Origin of the sequence: Rhizobacter sp. AJA081-3, from assembly GCF_017795745.1 — a bacterium.
Classification (GTDB): domain Bacteria; phylum Pseudomonadota; class Gammaproteobacteria; order Burkholderiales; family Burkholderiaceae_C; genus Piscinibacter.
Genome location: NZ_CP059067.1, coordinates 1,193,931 through 1,212,449 on the forward strand (window position 1 = coordinate 1,193,931; position 18,519 = coordinate 1,212,449).

Genomic DNA, 18,519 nt, shown 5'->3' on the forward strand with positions numbered 1-18,519 from the left:
GGAACCCGTCATGAACACGCTCGAACTCGCCGATCACGGCCCGGTGATCCCGGTGATCGTGATCCAGAAGCTGGAAGACGCGGTGCCGATGGCGCAGGCGCTGGTCGACGGCGGCGTCAGGGTGCTGGAGATCACGCTGCGCACGCCGGTGGCGCTGAAATGCATGGAGGCCATCGCGCGCTCGGTGAAGGACGCCATCGTCGGCGCCGGCACCATCCGCACGGTGGACGATGCGCAGGCGGCGCGCGACGCCGGCTGCCAGTTCGGCGTGAGCCCGGGCTACACCAGCGAGATCGGCCACTACTGCCGCAACATCGGATTGCCGCTGCTCCCCGGCGTGGCCACGGCCAGCGAAGTGATGCGCGCCAACGGCGACGGCTACGGCTTCCTGAAGTTCTTCCCGGCCTCGGCGGCCGGCGGCATCCCGCTGCTCAAGGCGCTGCACGGCCCGTTCGCCGACGTGGCCTTCTGCCCGACCGGCGGCATCAGCGTCGAGACCGCACCGCAGTACCTGGCGCTGCCCAACGTGAAGGTCTGCGGCGGCTCCTGGCTGACGCCGGCCGACGCCGTGGCGGCGAAGGACTGGGCGCGCATCACCCGCCTGGCGCAGGAATCCGGCAAGCTGCGCTGATTCGGCGCGCGCTCAGCGCCGCGTGTCGAAGACCAGGCAGGTCGTCGTGGCGTGGGCGTAGAGCTTGCCGTCGGGGCCGACGAGCCGGCCCTCGGCCGTGGCCACCTGGTTGCCGCCATGCACCACGCGGCCTTCGGCGCGCACCAGCGGCACCTTGTCGGTGAGTGCGCGCACGATGTTGATCTTCAGCTCCAGCGTGGTGTAGCCCTTGCCGGCGGGCAGCGACGAGTGCACCGCGCAGCCCACGGCGGAATCGAGCAGGGTGGCGAACCAGCCGCCGTGCACCGTGCCCAGCGGGTTGTAGTGCTGGAAGCCGGGCTTGCCCTGGAACACCGCGAAACCGGGCTCGATGTGCACCGGCAGGAAGTCCAGCGTCGTGCCGATCGGCGGCGAGGGCAGGCGACCGTCGAACATCGCCTCGAACACCTGCATGCCGCTCATCCCGGCCACCTGCTCCGGGCGGGCCACGCCCGGCTCGCCGCGGCGGGCGCGTATCGCTGCTTCCTCTTCGCGCCAGCGGGCCAGCGTCGCCTCGGCATCGATCGTCTTGCTCATCCTTCGCCTTTCACTTGCAGATGCAATGATTGCAGCTACAATAATTGGCACGATGGACGCTGTCAAGCCACAAGGCTGCACCAACCTGAAGCTGCGCCAGCTCAGCCGTGCGGTCACGCGCCACTACGACGCGTACGTGGCACCCACCGGGCTGAAGAACTCGCAGTACTCGCTGCTCTCGCACGTGGTGCTGCTCGGCCCGCTGCGGCCCACCGACCTGGCGGCGCGCATGAAGATCGATGCCTCCACACTGACGCGCAACCTGCACCCGCTGGTGGCCGCCGGCTGGGTGGAGCAGGGGCCGGGCGAGGATGCGCGCAGCCGCTCGGTCAGCGCCACCGACGCCGGCCGCGCCAAGCGCGCCGAAGCGCAGCGCGCCTGGAAGCAGGCACAGCTCGCGCTCAATGCCCGCCTGGGCAACGAGCGCGTGCTCGCGCTGCATGCGCTGATCGACGATTGCCTCGAAGCCCTCGATGTCTCGGAGAACGATGATGAATGAACCGCTGCGCCGCGCCTTGCCGCCGGTGGCCCTGGTGCTGCTGGCTGCAGCCGGTACCTTCGCGCTCACGATGGGTGCGCGCCAGTCGATGGGCCTGTTCCTCGGCAACCTGAACACCGCCACCGGCCTGGGTCTGGCGAGCATCAGCCTGGCCTTCGCGTTCGGCCAGTTGTGGTGGGGCCTCACCCAGCCTTTCGCCGGCATGGTGGCCGACCGCATCGGCGCCGGCCGCGTTGTCGTGGCCGGCGTGCTGCTGGTGGCGCTGGGCACCTTCCTGATCCCCTACATGACCACGACGCTCGGCCTGGTGCTGGCCATCGGGGTGCTCGCCGCCGGTGGCGCCGGCATGGCCGGGCCCTCGGTGCTGATGGCGGCGACCACGCGGCTCATTCCGCCCGATAAGCGCGGCATGGCCACCGGCATCGTCAATGCCGGCGGTTCGTTCGGGCAGTTCCTGTTCGCGCCGATCGCCGGGGCGATCTCGACCGCGGCCGGCTGGGCCGTGGCATTGCAGAGCCTGGCCGTGATGACGCTGCTGGCCCTGCCGGCGGCCTGGGTGCTGCGCGGCAATTCGATGCAGGCGGCGGCCGCCCCCGGCGCCGCACCGGCGAAGAAGGTCGGCACGCGCGAGGCGGTGTCGCGCGCACTCGCCGACCGCAGCTACCGACTGCTGTGCGCCGGCTTCTTCGTCTGCGGGTTCCACGTCGCCTTCATCGCCACGCACCTGCCCGGCGTGGTGGCGGCCTGCCAGCTGCCGCCGGCCGTGGGTGCCTGGTCGATCGGCGTGATCGGCCTGTTCAACATCATCGGCAGCTTCGCGATGGGCTGGGCGGTCGGGCGCTGGCGCATGAAGTCGCTGCTGTCGCTCGTGTATGCGGCGCGTGCCGTGGCGGTGCTGGTGTTCGTTCTCTCGCCGAAGACGGAAGCCGTGATGCTGGTGTTCGCCGCGGTGATCGGCCTGACCTACCTTTCGACCGTGCCGCCCACCGCGGGGCTGGTCGCCAAGTTCTTCGGCCCGCAGCACATGGCCACGCTGTTCGGCATCGTGATGGTGTCGCACCAGGTCGGCGGTTTCCTCGGGGCCTGGCTGGGCGGCAAGGCTTTCGACTGGACCGGCAGCTACGACTGGATGTGGTACGCCGACATCGTGCTCGCCGTCGGCGCGGCCCTGGTGCACCTGCCGATCCGTGAGAAGGAACTGCCGCCGCGGGTGGTGGCTGCCGCCTGAGTCAAGGCTCGCGCGTCGCCGCGACGCCGGGCACGACGTCGTCGCCGTAGGCCTGCTTCCAGCGCTCGACCAGCTTCTGGTGCTCGTCCAGCCGCTCGCCAGGCAGGCCATCGTCGGCATGCCACTCGACGATGCGCGTCTCGATGGCGAAGTGCGAGACCGGCCGCACGCGCTGCGGCTCGTCGAGGCTGCCCACCGACAGGTCGATGCGCTTGGAGCCGAGGTACTCGAAGCTCAGCGGCGTGCCGCAGTTCGCGCAGAAGCCTCGCAGCGCGAACTTCGACGAGGCGTAGTGCTGCGGCGGCGCGAGCCAGCGCACCGCATCCTTGGGCACGTTGAGAAAAGCGGCGCGCGTGTTGCCGAAGGCGAGCTGGCACATGCGGCAGTGGCAGTAGTAGCCCTCCAGCGAATCGGGATGCACCTCGTAGCGCACGCTGCCGCACAGGCAGCCGCCTTGCAGAACCACGTCGACGGCTTCGGCCATGCCAGTCTCCCGGGAAGGATCAGACGGTGTAGTTGAGCACACGCCGGCCGCCGTCGGCGTAGACGATCTCGCCGGTCAGGTAGCTCGCCGCGTCGCTGAGCAGGAAGGCCACCACGTCGGCGATCTCGCCCGGCTCGCCGAGCCGGCGCATCGGCGTGCGGCTCATGATGCGCGCGCGCGCCTCCTCGCTGCCGAGCACGGCGTTCTTCGCCAGTTCGGTGGCGATGGTGCCCGGCGCCACGGCGTTGACGCGGATGCCGCGGTCGGCCAGCGCCAGCGCCATCACGCGGGTGAGCTGGTCCACGCCGCCCTTGCTGACGTTGTAGCTGGCGATGCTGGGGATCGCCATCACGCCGTTCACCGAACTCATGTTGACGATCGCGCCGCCGCCGGTGGCCGCCATGGCGCGCGCCACCGCCTGCGCGACGAGGAAGGCGCCCTTCAGGTTGACGGCGAGCACGGCATCCCAATCCGACTCCGTGATGTCGAGGAAGTCCGCTGCCTTGAAGATGCCGGCGTTGTTGACCAGCGCGTCCACGCGGCCGTGCGCCTGCAGCACCGCGGCCAGCGCCGCATCGACCTCGGCCTTGCGCGAGACGTCGCAGCGCTGGAAATCGGCCGTCGCGCCGCCCTCGCGCAGCTGCGCGGCCAGCGACTCGCCGCGCGCCGCGTCCACGTCCCACAGCGACACGCTGGCACCGTCGGCCACCAGGCGCCGCGCGCAGGCCTCGCCGATGCCCTGCGCCGCGCCGGTGACGATGGCGACGCGTCCGTCGAGCCCGAAGTGCACGCTGCTCATGCCGCCTCCTTGTCGAGCCAGATGCCCATGCCCTGCGCATTCAGCTCGGTGTCCATGGCGAGCAGCCGTTCCACCTCGTCCGGCGTGAAGCGGCAGCCGTGCGCGGCCACGCGCGCCTGGTACTGCTGCATCAGGCCACGCTTGATCGCCTCGTGGCGGTCGGGCGCGTCGCTCAAGGCGCGGCCCAGCGCCACCATGGCGTCGAGCTGATCGAGCAGTTCGCTGCCCAGGCGCTGCACGTCGCCGATGCGGCCGTAGTGGGTCAGGTAGATGCTGTCCGGCCGGTACGACATCAGCCGCAGCACCGTGGCGCGCAGCGGCGCAGGCTCGAACTGCACCGGCGTGGTGGTGGGCAGCAGCCAGGGGCCGCGTTCGGTGTCGAACTCGCGATAGCTCAGGCCGAAGGTGTCGCCGGTGAAGAAGCCGCGGCTGCGCGCGTCCCACACCGCATGGTGGTGGCGCGCATGGCCCGGCGCATCGAGGAAGGTCAGCGGCCGGCCGGCCAGCTCGATCGTCATGTGGTCGGCCGTCTCGCGCACACGTTCGGCAGGCACGCCGACGATGCGGCCGTACGACTTCTCCATCTCGGCTTCGCCGTAGACCGCCGTCGCGCCCGCGACCAGCGCCGATGGGTCGACCATGTGGCGCACGCCGCGCGGGTGCACCCAGGCGGTGGCGCGCGGCAGGTGCTGCATCAGCAGGCCCACGCCGCCGGCGTGGTCGAGGTGCACGTGCGTCGGGATGACGAAGTCGACGTCCTCGGGCGCCAGGCCCAGTGCGGCCAGCGTGCCCAGCAGGCGCGGCAGGGCATGGTTGGTGCCGGTGTCGACGAACGCGGCGCGGCCGTTCTCGACGATCAGGTAGGCAGCGTCGAACAGCGGCCGGTGGAAGCCGGTGTCGATGGCGTGGATGCCGTGGCCGATGGCCTGGGCGTACGAAGGGAGGTCGGCCATGGGGGCAGCGGGAGTGAAGCTTGATTCTAGGCAACGCGGCATCGAAACTTCGTCTGCGCGCGAAGGTCACAATGGGCTGCATCGCTGTGGAGAGAAGCACATGGGCTGGAGCCGAATCCTCTCGCTGGCCGCCGCGGCCGTGGTCCTCGCCGGCTGCGTCAACATGAGCAACCCGACGCGGCTGGCACCGGGCGCCAGTGCCGACGAGATCCGCCAGTCGCTCGGCGAGCCCACCGGCCGCTACCCGCTGGCCGGCGGGGCGCAGCGGCTGGAGTACGCCCGCGGCCCCTTCGGCAAGCAGACCTGGATGCTCGACGTCGACGCCGAAGGCCGGTTGACCTCGGCCACGCAGGTGCTCACCGAGACGCAGTTCAACGCCATCCGCGCCGGCGCCACCGCCGACGAGGTGCTGCGCACGATCGGCCGGCCGTCGAACGTCGGCTACGTCGGCTGGCACAAGACGCAGACCGTCTGGTCGTACCGCTACGCGAGCCCGTTCTGCCAGTGGTTCCAGGTCGGGCTCAGCGAAGCGGGTGTCGTCGAGGACACGGGCTACGGGCCCGACCCGATCTGCGACGATGTGGACAAACCCCTGCACGGCATCTTCAGGCGATGAACATCACCCTCTACGGCATTCCCAACTGCGACACGGTCAAGAAGGCGCGTGCCTGGCTCGACGAGCGGGGCTTCGCCCACGCCTTTCACGACTACAAGAAGCAGGGCGTGCCGCAGGCCGACATGCGTGCGTGGATGAAGCTGCACGGCTGGGAGAAGCTGCTCAACCGCCGTGGCCCCACCTGGCGCAAGCTCGAGCCGGCCCGGCAGGCCGCCGTGACCGACGCAGCCAGCGCGCTGGCGGTGATGAACGAGCAGTCCAGCGTGATCAAGCGGCCGGTGCTGGTGCGCGGCGACACGGTGCTGGTCGGCTTCGATGCCGACGAGTGGGCGCGCGTGCTGGGCTGAGCGGAACGACCGCGCGTTCAGAGCTTCAGCTCGAAGGCGCCTTCGGCGCGCACCTCGCCGTTGATGCGCAGGTCCACGACATGCCGGCCGGCGTGGTAGCGGCGCGTGGTGACCGGCCGCATCGAATGCCGCTTGACCAGCTCGCGCGTTTCGCCGGGCGCCAGTTCGAGCACCCAGCCCTTGAACACCTTGGCACTGGCGCGGCCATCGGCCTTCACGTGGTGCACGGCGTAGTCGATCGCCAGCTTCTGCACGCGCTTAGCCGTCGAGCGCAGGGTCAGCGACAGTTCGACCGTGCCGCCCAGCGCCACGCGCTTCGGTGACACAGCGAGCGTGGCCTCGCCCGCGAAACGTCGGCCCAGGCCCCAGGCCTTGAGCACGCGCGCATCGCCGCGCTTGATCAGCGTGCGGCTGGCGTGCCTCAGAAGCGCGCGGCGTTCGGCGGTGGCCTCGGGCAGGTGCGTCTCGATCCATTCGGCGACCAGCGCCGGGTGGTCCTTGGCGATGTCGTTCAGGTGGTTGGCCACGCTGCGGCGCACGTACTCGCTCTCGTCGTCCTGCAGCGCGGCGAGCAGAGGCAGGGTCGGCGACGGGTCGGCGATCAGCCCTTTGAGCTGCACACCCCAGGGCAGGCGGGGGCGGCTGCCTTCGCTGGCCAGGCGGCGTACGTGGGGGCTCGTGTCGCGGGCCCAGCGATGCAGCGTCTCGAAGGCCAGCGCGGGGTGCTCCACGATGAAGGGCCGCACCGCCCATTCGGCGGTGAAGCGCTGCGTGATCGCATGCAGCACCTGCAGCGCTCGTTCGGGCGTGGCCAGGCCGCGAACTGCGACGAACTCCGCCAGCGGCCACACGGCCCAGCCGGCCAGGCCGTGATCGCCGGCACGCAGCACCGACAGGGCCTCGTCGCCCGGCGTCGGCGCGAGGCTGGCCTCGATCACGGCGGCGGCGGCCTCGAAGTCCGCCGGCAGCGTGGCCTCCAGCGCCGCGCACAGGTGCTGGGCCCGGGCTTTCAGCTCCAGCGACTCCAGCCCATGGCCGGCCAGCGCTTCGAAACGCGCGCCGGCGAAGCCGGGCCAGGCGCGCTGCAGGTGGCGGCGGATCAGGCGCACCACCTCGGCATTGATCAGGTTCTTGAACGGTTCGGCCATGGCGCGCCAGCATAGCCGCCGGCGGCGACGCACGAGCATCGTGCGTGGATGCACCGAAAACGAACCAGCCGCCCCCAAGAATCACCGAGTCGGTGCAGGCAGTGCGCACCAATGAAGGCACACGAATTGCTAACTTGGTGCGCCTTTCGTCCGCTTCCGGTGCGAACGGCATCACAACGACGCACGAGGGGGCAAGCGATGGATCAGGTCAAACAAGGCACCGATGCCTTGTTCATTCTGCTGGGCGCGATCATGGTGCTGGCCATGCACTCCGGGTTCGCGTTTCTCGAACTCGGCACGGTGCGCAAGAAGAATCAGGTCAATGCGCTGGTGAAGATCCTGGTCGATTTCGCGGTCTCGACCATTGCCTACTTCTTCATCGGCTACACGTTGGCCTACGGCGTGAGCTTCTTCAGCGGCGCCGAGACACTGGCGGCGAAGAACGGCTACGAGCTGGTGAAGTTCTTCTTCCTGCTGACCTTCGCGGCGGCGATTCCCGCCATCGTTTCCGGCGGCATTGCCGAACGCGCGCGCTTCGGGCCGCAGCTCGCGGCCACCGCGGTGATCGTCGGGGCGATCTACCCGCTGTTCGAGGGCGCGGTGTGGGGCGGGCGATTCGGGCTGCAAGGCTGGATCGAGTCGGTGGCCGGCGTCGCCTTCCACGACTTCGCCGGCAGCGTGGTGGTGCATGCCGTGGGCGGCTGGATCGGCCTGGTGGCGGTGCTGATGCTCGGGCCGCGCGCCAACCGCTACCGCAAGGACGGCGGCATCAGCGCGCACCCGCCGTCGAGCATCCCCTTCCTCGCGCTGGGCGCCTGGGTGCTGGCGGTGGGCTGGTTCGGCTTCAACGTGATGAGCGCGCAGACCATCGACAAGATCTCCGGCCTCGTCGCCGTGAACTCGCTGATGGCGATGGTCGGCGGCACGCTGGTGGCCGTGCTGCTGGGCAAGAACGATCCGGGCTTCGCCTACAACGGCCCGCTGGCCGGGCTGGTGGCGGTGTGCGCTGGCTCGGACGTGATGCACCCGGCCGGCGCGCTGGTCGTCGGCGGCGTGGCCGGCGCGATCTTCGTCGTGATGTTCACGCTGACGCAGAACCGCTGGAAGATCGACGACGTGCTGGGCGTGTGGCCGCTGCACGGCCTGTGCGGCGCCTGGGGCGGCATCGCCTGCGGCATCTTCGGCCAGCAGGCGCTCGGCGGCCTGGGCGGCGTGGGCTTCCTTGCGCAGCTGCTCGGCACCCTGGCCGGCGTGGCCTGGGCGCTGGCCGGGGGCCTGGTAGTCTACGGCGCGATCAAGGCGCTGACCTCGCTGCGCCTGACGCCCGAGGAAGAATACGAAGGCGCCGACCTGTCCATCCACAAGATCGGCGCCACGCCGGAGCGCGAAGCGAGCTGGTGAACGGCGCCTAGAACCCGACCCGCCACAGGCTCGCGGCGGCGACGAGGCTGAGCAGCATCGCCGCGCCGTAGCAGGTGAGCTTGGCCACCAGCCCCTTGTGGATGCCGACGTCGTGCAGGCTGCACAGAATGCGGTGCGCCGCATGCCAGGCGAACAGGGCGATCACGGCCAGCAGGAAGGCCTTGCCGACGAAGCTCTGCGCGAGGGCGAGCATGCGCGGGTAGGCGAGCGCCTCGCTGCCGGTGATCGGCACGACGATTCCGGTGACGAGCACCAGGGCCGTGCCGAACAGTGCCGCGAGCATGCCGCCGCCGCCGAACAGCAGCCAGAAGATCGGTGCGTGCGAGCGCTTCATCGCCAGCCCCAGACGAGCGCGAGCAGCAACAGCGAGGCGATCAGCGTCGCCGCCCAGCCGACACGGGTGATCGTCTGCCCGCCCAGCCGCTTGCCGCCGACGTGGATCATCGGCATGGTCTTGGGCATGATCTCGAACCAGCTCTTCGCGTGCACCACCATCGAGACGAGCAGCACGACGTGCAGCACGATCGAGACCGGCGAGCGCAGCGCCGCGAGCCAGCCGTTCCAGGCCGCCTCGCCCTGCGCGAGCCGCAGCACCCCCACGCAAAGGATCACCGCATAGGCGCCCACCGCGAAGGCCGTCAGTTCGCGCGCCATGTAGCGCATGAAGAAGGGATCGCGCTTCCACCAGCCCGTCATCGGGCGCACGTAGGGCTTGTTCATGCCTTGCTCCCGCGCGGCGAGAGGAAGCGCAGGAAGTAGTCCTTCGCGCTGTTCGCCTTGTTCTGGTTGACGGCATTGGCCGGGTCCACGCCCTTCGGGCAGACCTCGGAGCAGTAGCCCACCGCGGTGCAGTTCCACACGCCCTCGGTCGAGCCGAGCAACTCCATGCGCTGTGCCTGCCCGCCGTCGCGCGAGTCGGCGTTGTAGCGGTGCAGCAGCGCGAGCACGCCCGGGCCGGTGAACGTGGGGTCGAGGCCGAACTGCGGGCAGGCCGAATAGCACAGCATGCAGTTGATGCAGCCGCTGTATTGCTCGAACTGCTCGAGCTGCGCAGGTGTCTGCCGGTACTCGCCCTGTGCCAGCGTGCGCGGCTCCTTGGGAATGATGTAGGGCTTGATGCTCTCGAGCTTCTTGACGAAGCCGTCGACGCTGACCACCAGGTCGCGCTCGATCGGGAAGTGCGCCAGCGCCTCGATGCGCACCGGCCCGGGCAGCAGGTCGCGCAGGAAGGTCTGGCAGGACAGGTGCGGCTTGCCGTTCACCATCATTCCGCAACTGCCGCAGATCGCCATGCGGCACGACCAGCGGAAGCTCAGCGAGCCGTCCTGGTCGTCCTTGATCTGCTGCAGCGCCTGCAGCACCGACATGTCGTCGGTGTAGGGCACGGTGAAGCGCTGCCAGACCGGCTCGCTCTCCTGCTCGGGGCGGTAGCGCAGCACCTCGACGTCGATGGTCTTCGGCGACTCAGCCATGGTTCGTCTCTTTCGCCTTGCGCTCGGCATCGGCCTGCTCGCCGGCCGCGCCATAGGCACGCGTGCCTGGCGCCGAGCTCGTGATCTTCACCGGCCCATAGCCGATGCGCGGCGCGTCGTCGCCGGCGTAGGTGGCCAGGCTGTGCTTCAGGAAGTTCACGTCGTCGCGCTGCTCGAAACCGTCCAGGCGCTGGTGCGAGCCGCGCGATTCGCGCCGCTCGAGCGCCGAATGCGCCATCGCCTGCGCCACGTCGAGCAGGTAGCCGAGCTCGATGGCGAGCAGCCATTCGGTATTCCAGCCCCGCGAGTGATCGTCGAGCTGCACGTTCTTCAGTCGCTGCTTCAGCTCCGCGAGCTTGTCGCAGGTCGATTGCATCGTGGCCGCCGTGCGGTAGATGCCGCAACCGTCTTCCATGCTCTGCGCCATCTCGCGGCGCAATGTGGCGATGCGCTCGCCGCCGCCGCGCCGCTCGGCGACGGCCAGCGCGCGCTGGCTGGCCGCCTCGGCGAGCCGTGCGATGGCAGCGATGTTGCCGCTCGGGGCCGCCTTCGCGAAGGCCGCGGCCTCCAGCCCGGCGAGCTTGCCGAAGACGAGCAGCTCGGTCAGCGAGTTGGAGCCGAGCCGGTTGGCGCCGTGGATGCCCACGCTCGAGCATTCGCCGGCAGAGTACAGCCCCGGCAGCGTCGAGGCGGTGCGGCCGTCGGCGACGATGCCGCCCATCGTGTAGTGCACCGCCGGCAGCACCGGGATCGGCGTCTTCGCCGGATCGACGCCGAGGTACTCGACGGCGAGTTCGTAGATCTGCGGCAGGCGCTCGCGCAGCTTGGCTTCGCCGAGGTGGCGCAGGTCGAGCTGGACGACCGCGCCGTGCGGGCCGGGCAGGGTGCGGCCCTTCTGCTTCTCGTGCCAGTAGGCCTGGCTCAGCCGGTCGCGCGGGCCCAGCTCCATCGCCTTGTTGCGCGGCTCGGGCGTGGCCGGGCCGAGGCCGTAGTCCTGCAGGTAGCGGTAGCCGTCCTTGTTGAGCAGGAAGCCGCCTTCGCCGCGGCAGGCCTCGGTGAACAGCAGCCCGGTGCCGGGCATGCAGGTCGGGTGGTACTGCACGAACTCCATGTCGCGCAGCGGCACGCCGTGGCGGTAGGCCAGTGCCATGCCGTCGCCGGTGACGATGCCGCCGTTGGTGTTCTCGCGGAACACGCGGCCCGCGCCACCAGTGGCGATGACCACCGCCTTCGCCTGGATCAGCGTGAAGCGGCCGCTGGCGATGTCGATGGCCAGCACGCCCTGCACGCGGCCCTCGTCGACCATCAGGTCGACGCAGAAATGTTCGTCGAAACGCCGGATCGACGGGAACTGGATCGAGGTCTGGAACAGCGTGTGCAGCATGTGGAAGCCGGTCTTGTCGGCGGCGAACCAGGTGCGCTCGATCTTCATGCCGCCGAAGGCGCGCACGTTGGCGCGGCCGTCGGCCGTGCGGCTCCACGGGCAGCCCCAGTGCTCCATCTGCACCATCTCGTCGTGCGCCTGGCCGACGAAGTAGTCCACCACGTCCTGCTCGCACAGCCAGTCGCCGCCGGCCACGGTGTCGTGGAAGTGCGCCTCAAGGCTGTCGTGCGCCTGCGTCACCGCCGCGGCGCCGCCCTCGGCCGCCACCGTGTGGCTGCGCATCGGGTAGACCTTGGAGACCAGCGCGATGCGCAGCTCGGGGTGCGCCTGCGCCACCGCGATGGCAGCGCGCAGGCCGGCTCCGCCGGCACCGACGATGGCCACGTCGGCCTGGAAGGTTTCGATCACGGCGGGTCCTGGCGGGTCAGCACGAGCTTCTGGTACAGGCCACCGAAGTAGGTCTTCTTCTCGATCGCGACCGGTGCCATGCCCGCGGGCAGGAACGACTCGACCTCGTGGCCCCACAGGTCCATGGCATAGGGCTCGAGATGGCGGAACACCTGCCGCATCAGCGGGCGCAGCGGGTGCAGCTTCGCCGGGCGGTGGTAGTCGACGATCACCATGCGGCCGCCCGGCTTGAGCACGCGCATCGCCTCGCTCAGCGTCTGGCGCCGCACCGCCTCGGGCATTTCGTGCAGCAGGAAGAACAGCAGCACCTGGTCGTAGTGCGCGTCGGCGCTGTCCAGCGCAGTGGCGTCCCTCTGCTTGAGCGTGACGCGCTCGTCGGCCGGCAGCTTCTTGCGCAGGTTGGCGAGCTGCACCGGCAGGATGTCGACCACGTCCAGCTGCGCGTCGCTGGCCAGCCGCGCCTGCAGCCGCGGCGTCAGGTTTCCGTAGACGCAGGCCACCTGCAGCGTGCGGCCGTTTACCGTCTGGCCGAGATCGGCCAGCGCCGCGTCACGCAGGCGACCGTAGTTGTTGAACAGGATGGCGTTGACCAGCCATTCGCGCTCGAACAGATGCACGGCCTTCGGGTGCACGTAGGCCCACCAGTACACCTGTTCGAGATAGCGCGGTACCGGAGGTGTCACGGAGCCAGATCGATCGTTCCCGGCCAGGGTGACTTCAAACGGCGGAGGAGGCATTCAGTTTCCTCTTGAAGCGGGGGGTGCCAGGCGGTTCACTGCCAGCGATAGGTGTAGCGCAGGCCGACGAAGCCCACGCGCTGCCGGACGGATTGTCCGACGACGGTGCCATCCGAGTAGGTGAAGGGCACGCCGTTGTAGCTCCAGCTCCAGTCGCTCCAGGTCGAACGCTGGTAACCCAGGTCGAGCCGCAGGTCCGACTGCTTGTCGAGCGTGTAGATGCCGAACAGCTTCAGCGTGGTCTGCCGGAAGATGATGTCGGGCAGGCCGCCGGTGGCGGCGAGCAGCGCGGCGCTGGCGCCGTCGGCCGTCGTGTCCAGGGCCTGGGCGTAGGTGCTGCGGTCGTCGAGGTGCGACAGGTTCGCGCCGACCTGGATCGTCGACGTGGCCTTGCCGGTGATGCCGACGCCGAAGCCGCTGCTGGTGTTGTCGTAGGCCAGCGCGGCGGCGTCGGGCCGCGCCTGCCGCAGCGTCTCGGTGCCGTAGTTCAGGTTGCCGGTCAGGCTCCAGCGCTCCGACAGCGCGTAGCTGGCGTCGAGGTCGAGATGGTCCATGCCACTGGTCTGCACGCCGTAGACGCTCGGCGTCGAGAAGCGGTCGATGCCGTGTTGCGCCGAGAGCTGCAGCGACAGTTCGTCGGAGGGCTGCCAGTCGGCCTGCAGCCTGAGCTTGTCGCGTTGTCGGTCGGCCAGCGTGGGCATGAAGATGCCGCGCGCGAAGCCTGTGGACGGGTCAAATGCATCGGGCACCTCGGTGACGCCGGTGCCGCTGTTGTCGCGCAGCCAGTTCGAGCCGTCTCGGCGGCTGCGCGACACGCTGACCGCGCCGCTGAGCTGCTCGTTCATGCGGCGCCGCAGTTCGGCGCGCACGGTGGTCTCGTCGGTCTTCTGGCGCAGCGCGGTGATGCCGGCCGCGGCGCTGGTGGCGGTGAAGACGCCACGGTCGATGGATTCGACCTCGGCGCCCAGCGTGCCGCGGTAGTCACTGCTGAACTGGTAGTGCGCCTGCAACTGGCCGCGCAGCTTGGTGCTGGGCAGGCGCCGGTTGGTGTAGGTCTCGGTGTCCTCGACGTTGTACAGCGCGATCGGCGTGCTGTCGTCGGTGTCTTCGTAGCGCAGCTTGGCTTGCAGCGTCAGCTTGGCCCAGGGCCGTGCGCTCAGGCCCACTTGCGCGAGCGTGGTGTCGACACGCCCGCCCAGGTTGCTCACGCCGGCCGGGGCGCCGGCGAAGCCGGCACCGGCGAAATCGTCGTTCTGCAATGCCTGCGCGTGGCTGAGCTTGAAGTTCAGGTGCGTGGTCGGCGTGAACGAGTAGCGCCCGGACAGGTCGATCTGGTGCGCCTGGTTGTCCGGCGGTAGCGCCACTGGCTGGTTGAGGATCGCCTGCAGCCCGGGTGCGAGCGGCAGCGGCGTGCCCAGCGCGTTGTTCAAGGTGCCCGGCACGTTCGGCGACAGGCTGCCGAAGTGGTTCTGGTAGAACGAGCCGTAGTAGCCCGCACTCAGGTGGAGCTTCTCTCCGGCATAGCTGAGCCGGGCCTCGATCTGGCTGTGGTTGGCGTTGACCGGTTCGGGCAGCATCAGCACCGCCCAGCCGATCTGCGTGCCGGTGGTCACGCCGCAACCGGGCGCCACGGCCGACGGGCAGTTCATGCCGATGCCGAACAGGCGCAGGCCGTCCTTGTTCTCGCTGCTCAGCGAAACGTCGAGCTGCAGCTGCGGGCCGAGCGTCTTCATCAGGGCCACGCCGACCTTGCTGCGCTTGAGATGCAGGTCGGCGCCCGTGCTGGCGCGGTTCGGTTCCTCGCGCAGCGTCTCGCCGTAGCTGACGGAGAACTTCCAGTCGCCAGGCTTCTTCCAGCCCAGCTCGAGCTCGCGCAGGCTGCCGAGCAAATCGCTGCCCTCCAGGCGCAGGGAGGTTCCGGTCTCGTCGTCGCGGCGCCTGTACTGGAAGCCCAGCAGCCCGCTCGCACTGTGGGTGCGCAGGCCGTTGTACTGGCCGAACAGCGCGCGGTCGGCGTCGCTGCCGCTGAGCAGACCGGCGCCCACGGTGACCGAGGATTCTGGCGGCGGCGGCGGTTCATCTTCCGCGCGCGCGGAGCCGAAGACCCCGAGCAGGGCCGCTGCCATCAGGGTCGGGGCGAAGGCGGGGATCGAGACAGGCCTGTTCATGATGTCTCTCCGACGCTCAGCGGAACAAGAGCTGCGGTGTCGGGTTGCTCGCCGACGGGTTGTTCGAGCCGTGCACCTGCGTGTGGCAGTTGGTGCAACTGCGCCCCTGCCACATGTTGACCACGTTCTTGCCTCCGGTGACCGGGCCGATGGCCGCGCCCCCCTGTCCCGGCGCGCCGGGCGGGAACACGCCGCGCTGGCCGCCGACGGCGCCGACACCGCCCGCGACGTGCGGCGTGTGGCACTGCTGGCACAGGATCGGCACGCGGGCCTTGAGCATGCTCGCCACGGTGGTGCCGTGCGGGTTGTGGCAGCTCGCGCAGTCTTCGGTGACCGGCTCGTGCGCATGCACGAAGGGGCCGCGTTTTTCCGCATGGCAGGTGTAGCAGGTGGCGTTGGTGCTGTCGCGCAAGGCCAGCTTGGGGCCGGCCGAGCCGTGCACGGCATGGCAGTCCGAGCAGGTCATCTTGCCTTCGGGGATCGGGTGGTGCGAGGGGCGCTGCAACTGCGCGCGCTGCTCCTTGTGGCAGGCGTAGCAGACCTCGGTCTGCGTTGCCTTCACCATCGCCTTGTCGCGGTTCGTGTGCACCTTGTGGCACGAAGAGCAGGCCACGTCGGCGCTCTCGTGCTGGCTGCCGCCCCACAGCGCCTGCTTGGCGTCGCGCTGGTGGCAAGTCTGGCAGACCTCGCTGCGTTCATGCGCCGAGGTGCCGCCGTTCTTGCTGAACACGCGGTCCGGCCGCGGCCGCTCCTTCATGCCCTCCGGCTTCTTGGTGTGCGTCGGGCTCAGGCCGTGGCAGCTGATGCAGTTGGGCGTGCGCGGGTCGGACGCGTCCGCCATCGGGCTGCCGCGCATCGCCAACGCCGCGGCATCCATCGGCGGCTTCTTCTTCGGCACCTCGCCGTGCGGGCCCTGGCTCATGTCGGGCAGGTCCTCGGCGTCGTGGCACTCCACGCAGGCCTTGGACGCCTCTGCCTCCGTCAGCGCCGAAGCAGGGCCGGTCAGCCCGCCCAGGCAGATCAACAAGGCGGCCAGGGCGGGCAGAAGGCGCATGTCAGTTCTGGCCGTGCACGATGTCCACGCCCTTGAAGCCGCCGCTCGAGTGGCAATCGGCGCAGGTCTCCTGAACCAGCATCGACTGAGCCTGCGTCCGGTTCGCGAACGAGGCATTACCGAAGCTCGTGACGTGCGCGATCGCGGTGGGCGAGTTGTGGCAGGCCGTGCAGGTCGCCGCCTTCGGCGAGATGACGCGCCAGCCCGTCGGGTCGGTCACGCCGGCCGGCTTGGCCACCACCGAGCCGAGCGGGCCGTTGTCCACCTTGTACGAGTTGTCGACGTGGCAGGCATTGCAGTTGATGCCCACGCCCGGCCACGCCACCTCGGCGGCATAGTTCTCGATGACCTGCGGCGCGCCGGTGTAGCCGGCGGTCGCGGCAGCGCTGTTGATGAGCGACTCGATCGTCTCGAACGTGGAGCCTGCGGCAACGGCCGTCCCGGCGGGAAGCACGACCGGAGCGAAGTTCCGGATCGTGTAGTTGGCCAGGAAGATGCCGCCCAGCGCGAGGTTGCCGGCCTTGTCGAACGACCCTTGCACGGGGTTGCCGTGCGTAAACGGGTAGGTGCGCTTCGAGTTGCCGTGGATGCCGTGGATCATGCGCTTGAACTGGTACGACTCGTTCAGCGCCTGGCCGTCGGTCATGACGGTCGACGACATCCGGTTGACGTCGTGGCAGACCACGCAGGCCTCGACCGTGTTGCGCGCACCGCCGTGGAAGGCCTCCGACAGCGTGTTCGAACCCGAGGTCGTGCCCAGCGCGGCGTGGCACGCATTGCACTTTTCGTTGGACACGATCACACGACGCGGCGAGAGCGTGCCGCCCAGGGCCACTTCCGTCCATGCGTTCTGCGCGACGACGTTGACGAGCGACGCCGGGATGGCCTCGGGCCGCGGGTCGGTGGCCCACTTGGCCTGCAGCTTCGCTTCCTTCACCTGGCCGATGCTGACGACGCGGGCCGTTCCGGCCGCCACCGCAGTGGCCGTGTCGGCCGGCAGCACGATGTCCAGCGTGTAGTGGTTGCTGCCGTCGTTGGCGCCCTTGTAGGCGTAGCCGCTCGCGGCGTTCGTGCCGTTGGTGCTGGCAGTGAATTCGGTCACCGTGGTCGACTGACCCACGAGGTTCTGATAGGCCAGGTAGAAGCGCAGGTTGCCGAACTTCGTCGTGTTGCCGCAGGTGGGCACCGTCGTGCTCGCGCAGTCCGAGGTCACCAGGTTGTAGGCGGCATTGCTGTTGGTCGGATCCGAAAGGTAGTACTTGACCGTCACCTTGCGCGCGGTGGAATCGTAGACCGCGCTCTCGATGTTCATCTTGTACTTGGCCGCGTTTTCCTCGTTCTGGTTCCAGTGCACGCGCTCCGGCGAGATGTTGGAGCCGACCTTGTGGCAGGCCACGCATTGCGCGTTGGTCAGGCTGAGGGCCTCTTCCGTGCCGGTGGCGCCGGGCGTGACCGTGGGATCACGGGCGAACACCTTGTGGCTGGCCTCCCAGTCGGAGCCGAGCTTGTTGGCGTGGCAGGTCAGGCAGGCTTCCTTGCTCGGCTTGGTCTTCCAGTTGTCTCCCTGCGGCGTGTTCGGATTGGAGGCCGAGTGGCACTTCGTGCAGTTGCGCAGATCCTGCGGGAAGCCGACTTCGGCAAAGTCGACCTTGGCCGCGCCGAAGCCCCAGATCGCGTAGTCCTCGCCGCCCTTGCCGGCATCCAGCTTGGCCTTGAGCAGCTTGCCCGAGTGGATCTTGTGCGCCATCGTCGACATCGTCAGCACGTTGCCGCTGTTGGCGTCGGTGGTGCCCGGGTTGTGGCACATCACGCAGTACTGCGTGTCGACGCGGCCACCGCCGTGCAGCGCCAGCTTCTCGTGGCAGTTGTTGCACGACGAGACGTCGGTCATCTTGCGCGTCTTGGTTGCATCCGTGACCAGCACCGAGTTGCCGTTGGCATCGATGGTGAAGTCGATGTACGGGTTGACCAGCACCGTCTCGCCAGCGGCGTTTCGGTAGCTCAGCTGGATGGCGATGCGGTGCGTGCGGTCCGGCTCGAACACCACGCCGTTGGTCTTGGTGGGGTCCTTGATGTCGGTGCTGAAGGTGTAGGTGTAGTAGCCGTCGGCGTTGTAGACCAGCTGCGCCGCGCTGTTCGGGTCCGTGGTCGCCTGCTTGGCGCTGGCCAGTGCCGGCGTGCCGCCGGGGCCGACATTGTTGGGCGCGGTCGCAGTGGATTCGGTGCGGTAGACGTAGCTGAGCCACTGATCGGGGTCGCCGTTGGTGCCAGGCACCAGCTTGGCGATCGCGAAGCGCACGTTCGTGTTGGTCAGGCCCGTCTTCACGGCGCCATCGGAGAAGACGGTGAAGTTGACCTGGGGCGGGCTGTTCACCGTCACGGCGGGAACGCCGGCCGCCTGAAGCACCGTGAACGCGGAGGCGGTGTTGGTCGCCGAGTCATTGCCGGGCACTGCGCCGGCTGCGACGATCGCATCTCCGACCGTCGTGCCCGGGCCGGGTGGCGGCGTGGGCGTCGAGGACGATCCTCCCCCGCCGCAGCCCGCCATGGCCAAGAGCATCGATGCCGCCACTCCCCATCCGATCAACGAGCGCTTCATTGCGTCCTCCACCGT

The 18,519-nt window shown here is 69.3% G+C and carries 19 protein-coding genes; 6 read left to right on the forward strand and 13 right to left on the reverse strand.

Annotated features, from left to right (window positions below; genetic code table 11):
• Positions 1 to 10: 10 nt before the first annotated feature.
• Positions 11 to 631: a bifunctional 4-hydroxy-2-oxoglutarate aldolase/2-dehydro-3-deoxy-phosphogluconate aldolase gene (gene eda / locus HZ992_RS05890; RefSeq protein ID WP_209385742.1), complete on the forward strand. Its 621-nt coding sequence runs from the start codon at positions 11 to 13 to the stop codon at positions 629 to 631.
• Positions 632 to 643: 12 nt separating this feature from the next.
• On the opposite strand, the gene HZ992_RS05895 is transcribed toward eda, so the two are convergent.
• Entirely contained in the window at positions 644 to 1,186 is a 543-nt protein-coding gene (locus HZ992_RS05895) for a PaaI family thioesterase (RefSeq protein WP_209385743.1), read from the reverse strand.
• 52 nt (positions 1,187 to 1,238) lie between these two features.
• On the opposite strand from HZ992_RS05895, the gene HZ992_RS05900 reads away from it, so the two are divergent.
• Both HZ992_RS05900 and HZ992_RS05905 read left to right on the forward strand, forming a co-directional pair.
• Positions 1,239 to 1,685 carry a MarR family winged helix-turn-helix transcriptional regulator gene (locus tag HZ992_RS05900; RefSeq protein WP_209385744.1) on the forward strand — a complete coding sequence of 149 codons (447 nt, stop codon included), beginning with the start codon at positions 1,239 to 1,241 and terminating at the stop codon, positions 1,683 to 1,685.
• Entirely contained in the window at positions 1,675 to 2,913 is a 1,239-nt protein-coding gene (locus HZ992_RS05905) for an MFS transporter (protein ID WP_371816796.1), read from the forward strand. Before HZ992_RS05900 ends, HZ992_RS05905 begins: the two co-directional genes overlap by 11 nt.
• Position 2,914: 1 nt before the next feature.
• Here the strand turns inward: HZ992_RS05905 and HZ992_RS05910 are convergent, their stop codons facing one another.
• From HZ992_RS05910 to HZ992_RS05920, 3 genes are read right to left on the reverse strand one after another with little or no spacing between them, the layout of a single operon-like run.
• A complete protein-coding gene (locus HZ992_RS05910) occupies positions 2,915 to 3,397 on the reverse strand; it encodes a GFA family protein (RefSeq protein WP_209385746.1) in 483 nt (160 codons plus the stop codon).
• A gap of 19 nt (positions 3,398 to 3,416) precedes the next feature.
• Complete coding sequence (locus tag HZ992_RS05915; RefSeq protein ID WP_209385747.1) at positions 3,417 to 4,196, reverse strand: SDR family NAD(P)-dependent oxidoreductase; 780 nt, start codon at positions 4,194 to 4,196, stop codon at positions 3,417 to 3,419.
• A complete protein-coding gene (locus tag HZ992_RS05920) occupies positions 4,193 to 5,149 on the reverse strand; it encodes an MBL fold metallo-hydrolase (protein WP_209385748.1) in 957 nt (318 codons plus the stop codon). The genes HZ992_RS05915 and HZ992_RS05920 overlap by 4 nt, the downstream gene beginning before the upstream one ends.
• Positions 5,150 to 5,249: 100 nt before the next feature.
• Here HZ992_RS05920 and HZ992_RS05925 point away from each other — a divergent pair, with 100 nt between their 5' ends.
• A complete protein-coding gene (locus HZ992_RS05925; RefSeq protein WP_209385749.1) occupies positions 5,250 to 5,765 on the forward strand; it encodes a hypothetical protein in 516 nt (171 codons plus the stop codon).
• Positions 5,762 to 6,112 (forward strand): ArsC family reductase, encoded by a 351-nt coding sequence (locus HZ992_RS05930; RefSeq protein ID WP_209385750.1) that lies wholly within the window; start codon positions 5,762 to 5,764, stop codon positions 6,110 to 6,112. The genes HZ992_RS05925 and HZ992_RS05930 overlap by 4 nt, the downstream gene beginning before the upstream one ends.
• Before the next feature lie 17 nt (positions 6,113 to 6,129).
• On the opposite strand, the gene HZ992_RS05935 is transcribed toward HZ992_RS05930, so the two are convergent.
• Positions 6,130 to 7,260 (reverse strand): DNA alkylation repair protein, encoded by a 1,131-nt coding sequence (locus HZ992_RS05935; RefSeq protein WP_209385751.1) that lies wholly within the window; start codon positions 7,258 to 7,260, stop codon positions 6,130 to 6,132.
• Positions 7,261 to 7,458: 198 nt separating this feature from the next.
• On the opposite strand from HZ992_RS05935, the gene HZ992_RS05940 reads away from it, so the two are divergent.
• Entirely contained in the window at positions 7,459 to 8,661 is a 1,203-nt protein-coding gene (locus HZ992_RS05940; protein WP_209385752.1) for an ammonium transporter, read from the forward strand.
• 7 nt (positions 8,662 to 8,668) lie between these two features.
• Here the strand turns inward: HZ992_RS05940 and frdD are convergent, their stop codons facing one another.
• The 8 genes from frdD to HZ992_RS05980 all read right to left on the reverse strand — a co-directional run bounded on the left by frdD (position 8,669) and on the right by HZ992_RS05980 (position 18,279).
• The gene (frdD, locus tag HZ992_RS05945) at positions 8,669 to 9,016 is read right to left on the reverse strand and encodes a fumarate reductase subunit FrdD (protein ID WP_209385753.1); all 348 of its coding nucleotides are present in this window, start codon (positions 9,014 to 9,016) and stop codon (positions 8,669 to 8,671) included.
• Positions 9,013 to 9,402: a fumarate reductase subunit C gene (locus HZ992_RS05950; protein WP_209385754.1), complete on the reverse strand. Its 390-nt coding sequence runs from the start codon at positions 9,400 to 9,402 to the stop codon at positions 9,013 to 9,015. The genes frdD and HZ992_RS05950 overlap by 4 nt, the downstream gene beginning before the upstream one ends.
• Positions 9,399 to 10,154, reverse strand: coding sequence for a succinate dehydrogenase/fumarate reductase iron-sulfur subunit (locus HZ992_RS05955; RefSeq protein WP_209385755.1), 756 nt, complete (start codon positions 10,152 to 10,154; stop codon positions 9,399 to 9,401). Before HZ992_RS05955 ends, HZ992_RS05950 begins: the two co-directional genes overlap by 4 nt.
• Positions 10,147 to 11,946: a fumarate reductase (quinol) flavoprotein subunit gene (gene frdA / locus HZ992_RS05960; RefSeq protein WP_245213365.1), complete on the reverse strand. Its 1,800-nt coding sequence runs from the start codon at positions 11,944 to 11,946 to the stop codon at positions 10,147 to 10,149. The genes HZ992_RS05955 and frdA overlap by 8 nt, the downstream gene beginning before the upstream one ends.
• A complete protein-coding gene (rquA, locus tag HZ992_RS05965) occupies positions 11,943 to 12,629 on the reverse strand; it encodes a rhodoquinone biosynthesis methyltransferase RquA (RefSeq protein ID WP_245213366.1) in 687 nt (228 codons plus the stop codon). Before rquA ends, frdA begins: the two co-directional genes overlap by 4 nt.
• Before the next feature lie 89 nt (positions 12,630 to 12,718).
• Positions 12,719 to 14,851 (reverse strand): MtrB/PioB family decaheme-associated outer membrane protein, encoded by a 2,133-nt coding sequence (locus HZ992_RS05970; protein ID WP_209385757.1) that lies wholly within the window; start codon positions 14,849 to 14,851, stop codon positions 12,719 to 12,721.
• A gap of 16 nt (positions 14,852 to 14,867) precedes the next feature.
• The gene (locus HZ992_RS05975; RefSeq protein ID WP_209385758.1) at positions 14,868 to 15,905 is read right to left on the reverse strand and encodes a DmsE family decaheme c-type cytochrome; all 1,038 of its coding nucleotides are present in this window, start codon (positions 15,903 to 15,905) and stop codon (positions 14,868 to 14,870) included.
• A gap of 1 nt (position 15,906) precedes the next feature.
• Complete coding sequence (locus HZ992_RS05980; RefSeq protein ID WP_245213367.1) at positions 15,907 to 18,279, reverse strand: OmcA/MtrC family decaheme c-type cytochrome; 2,373 nt, start codon at positions 18,277 to 18,279, stop codon at positions 15,907 to 15,909.
• Positions 18,280 to 18,519 lie beyond the last annotated feature (240 nt).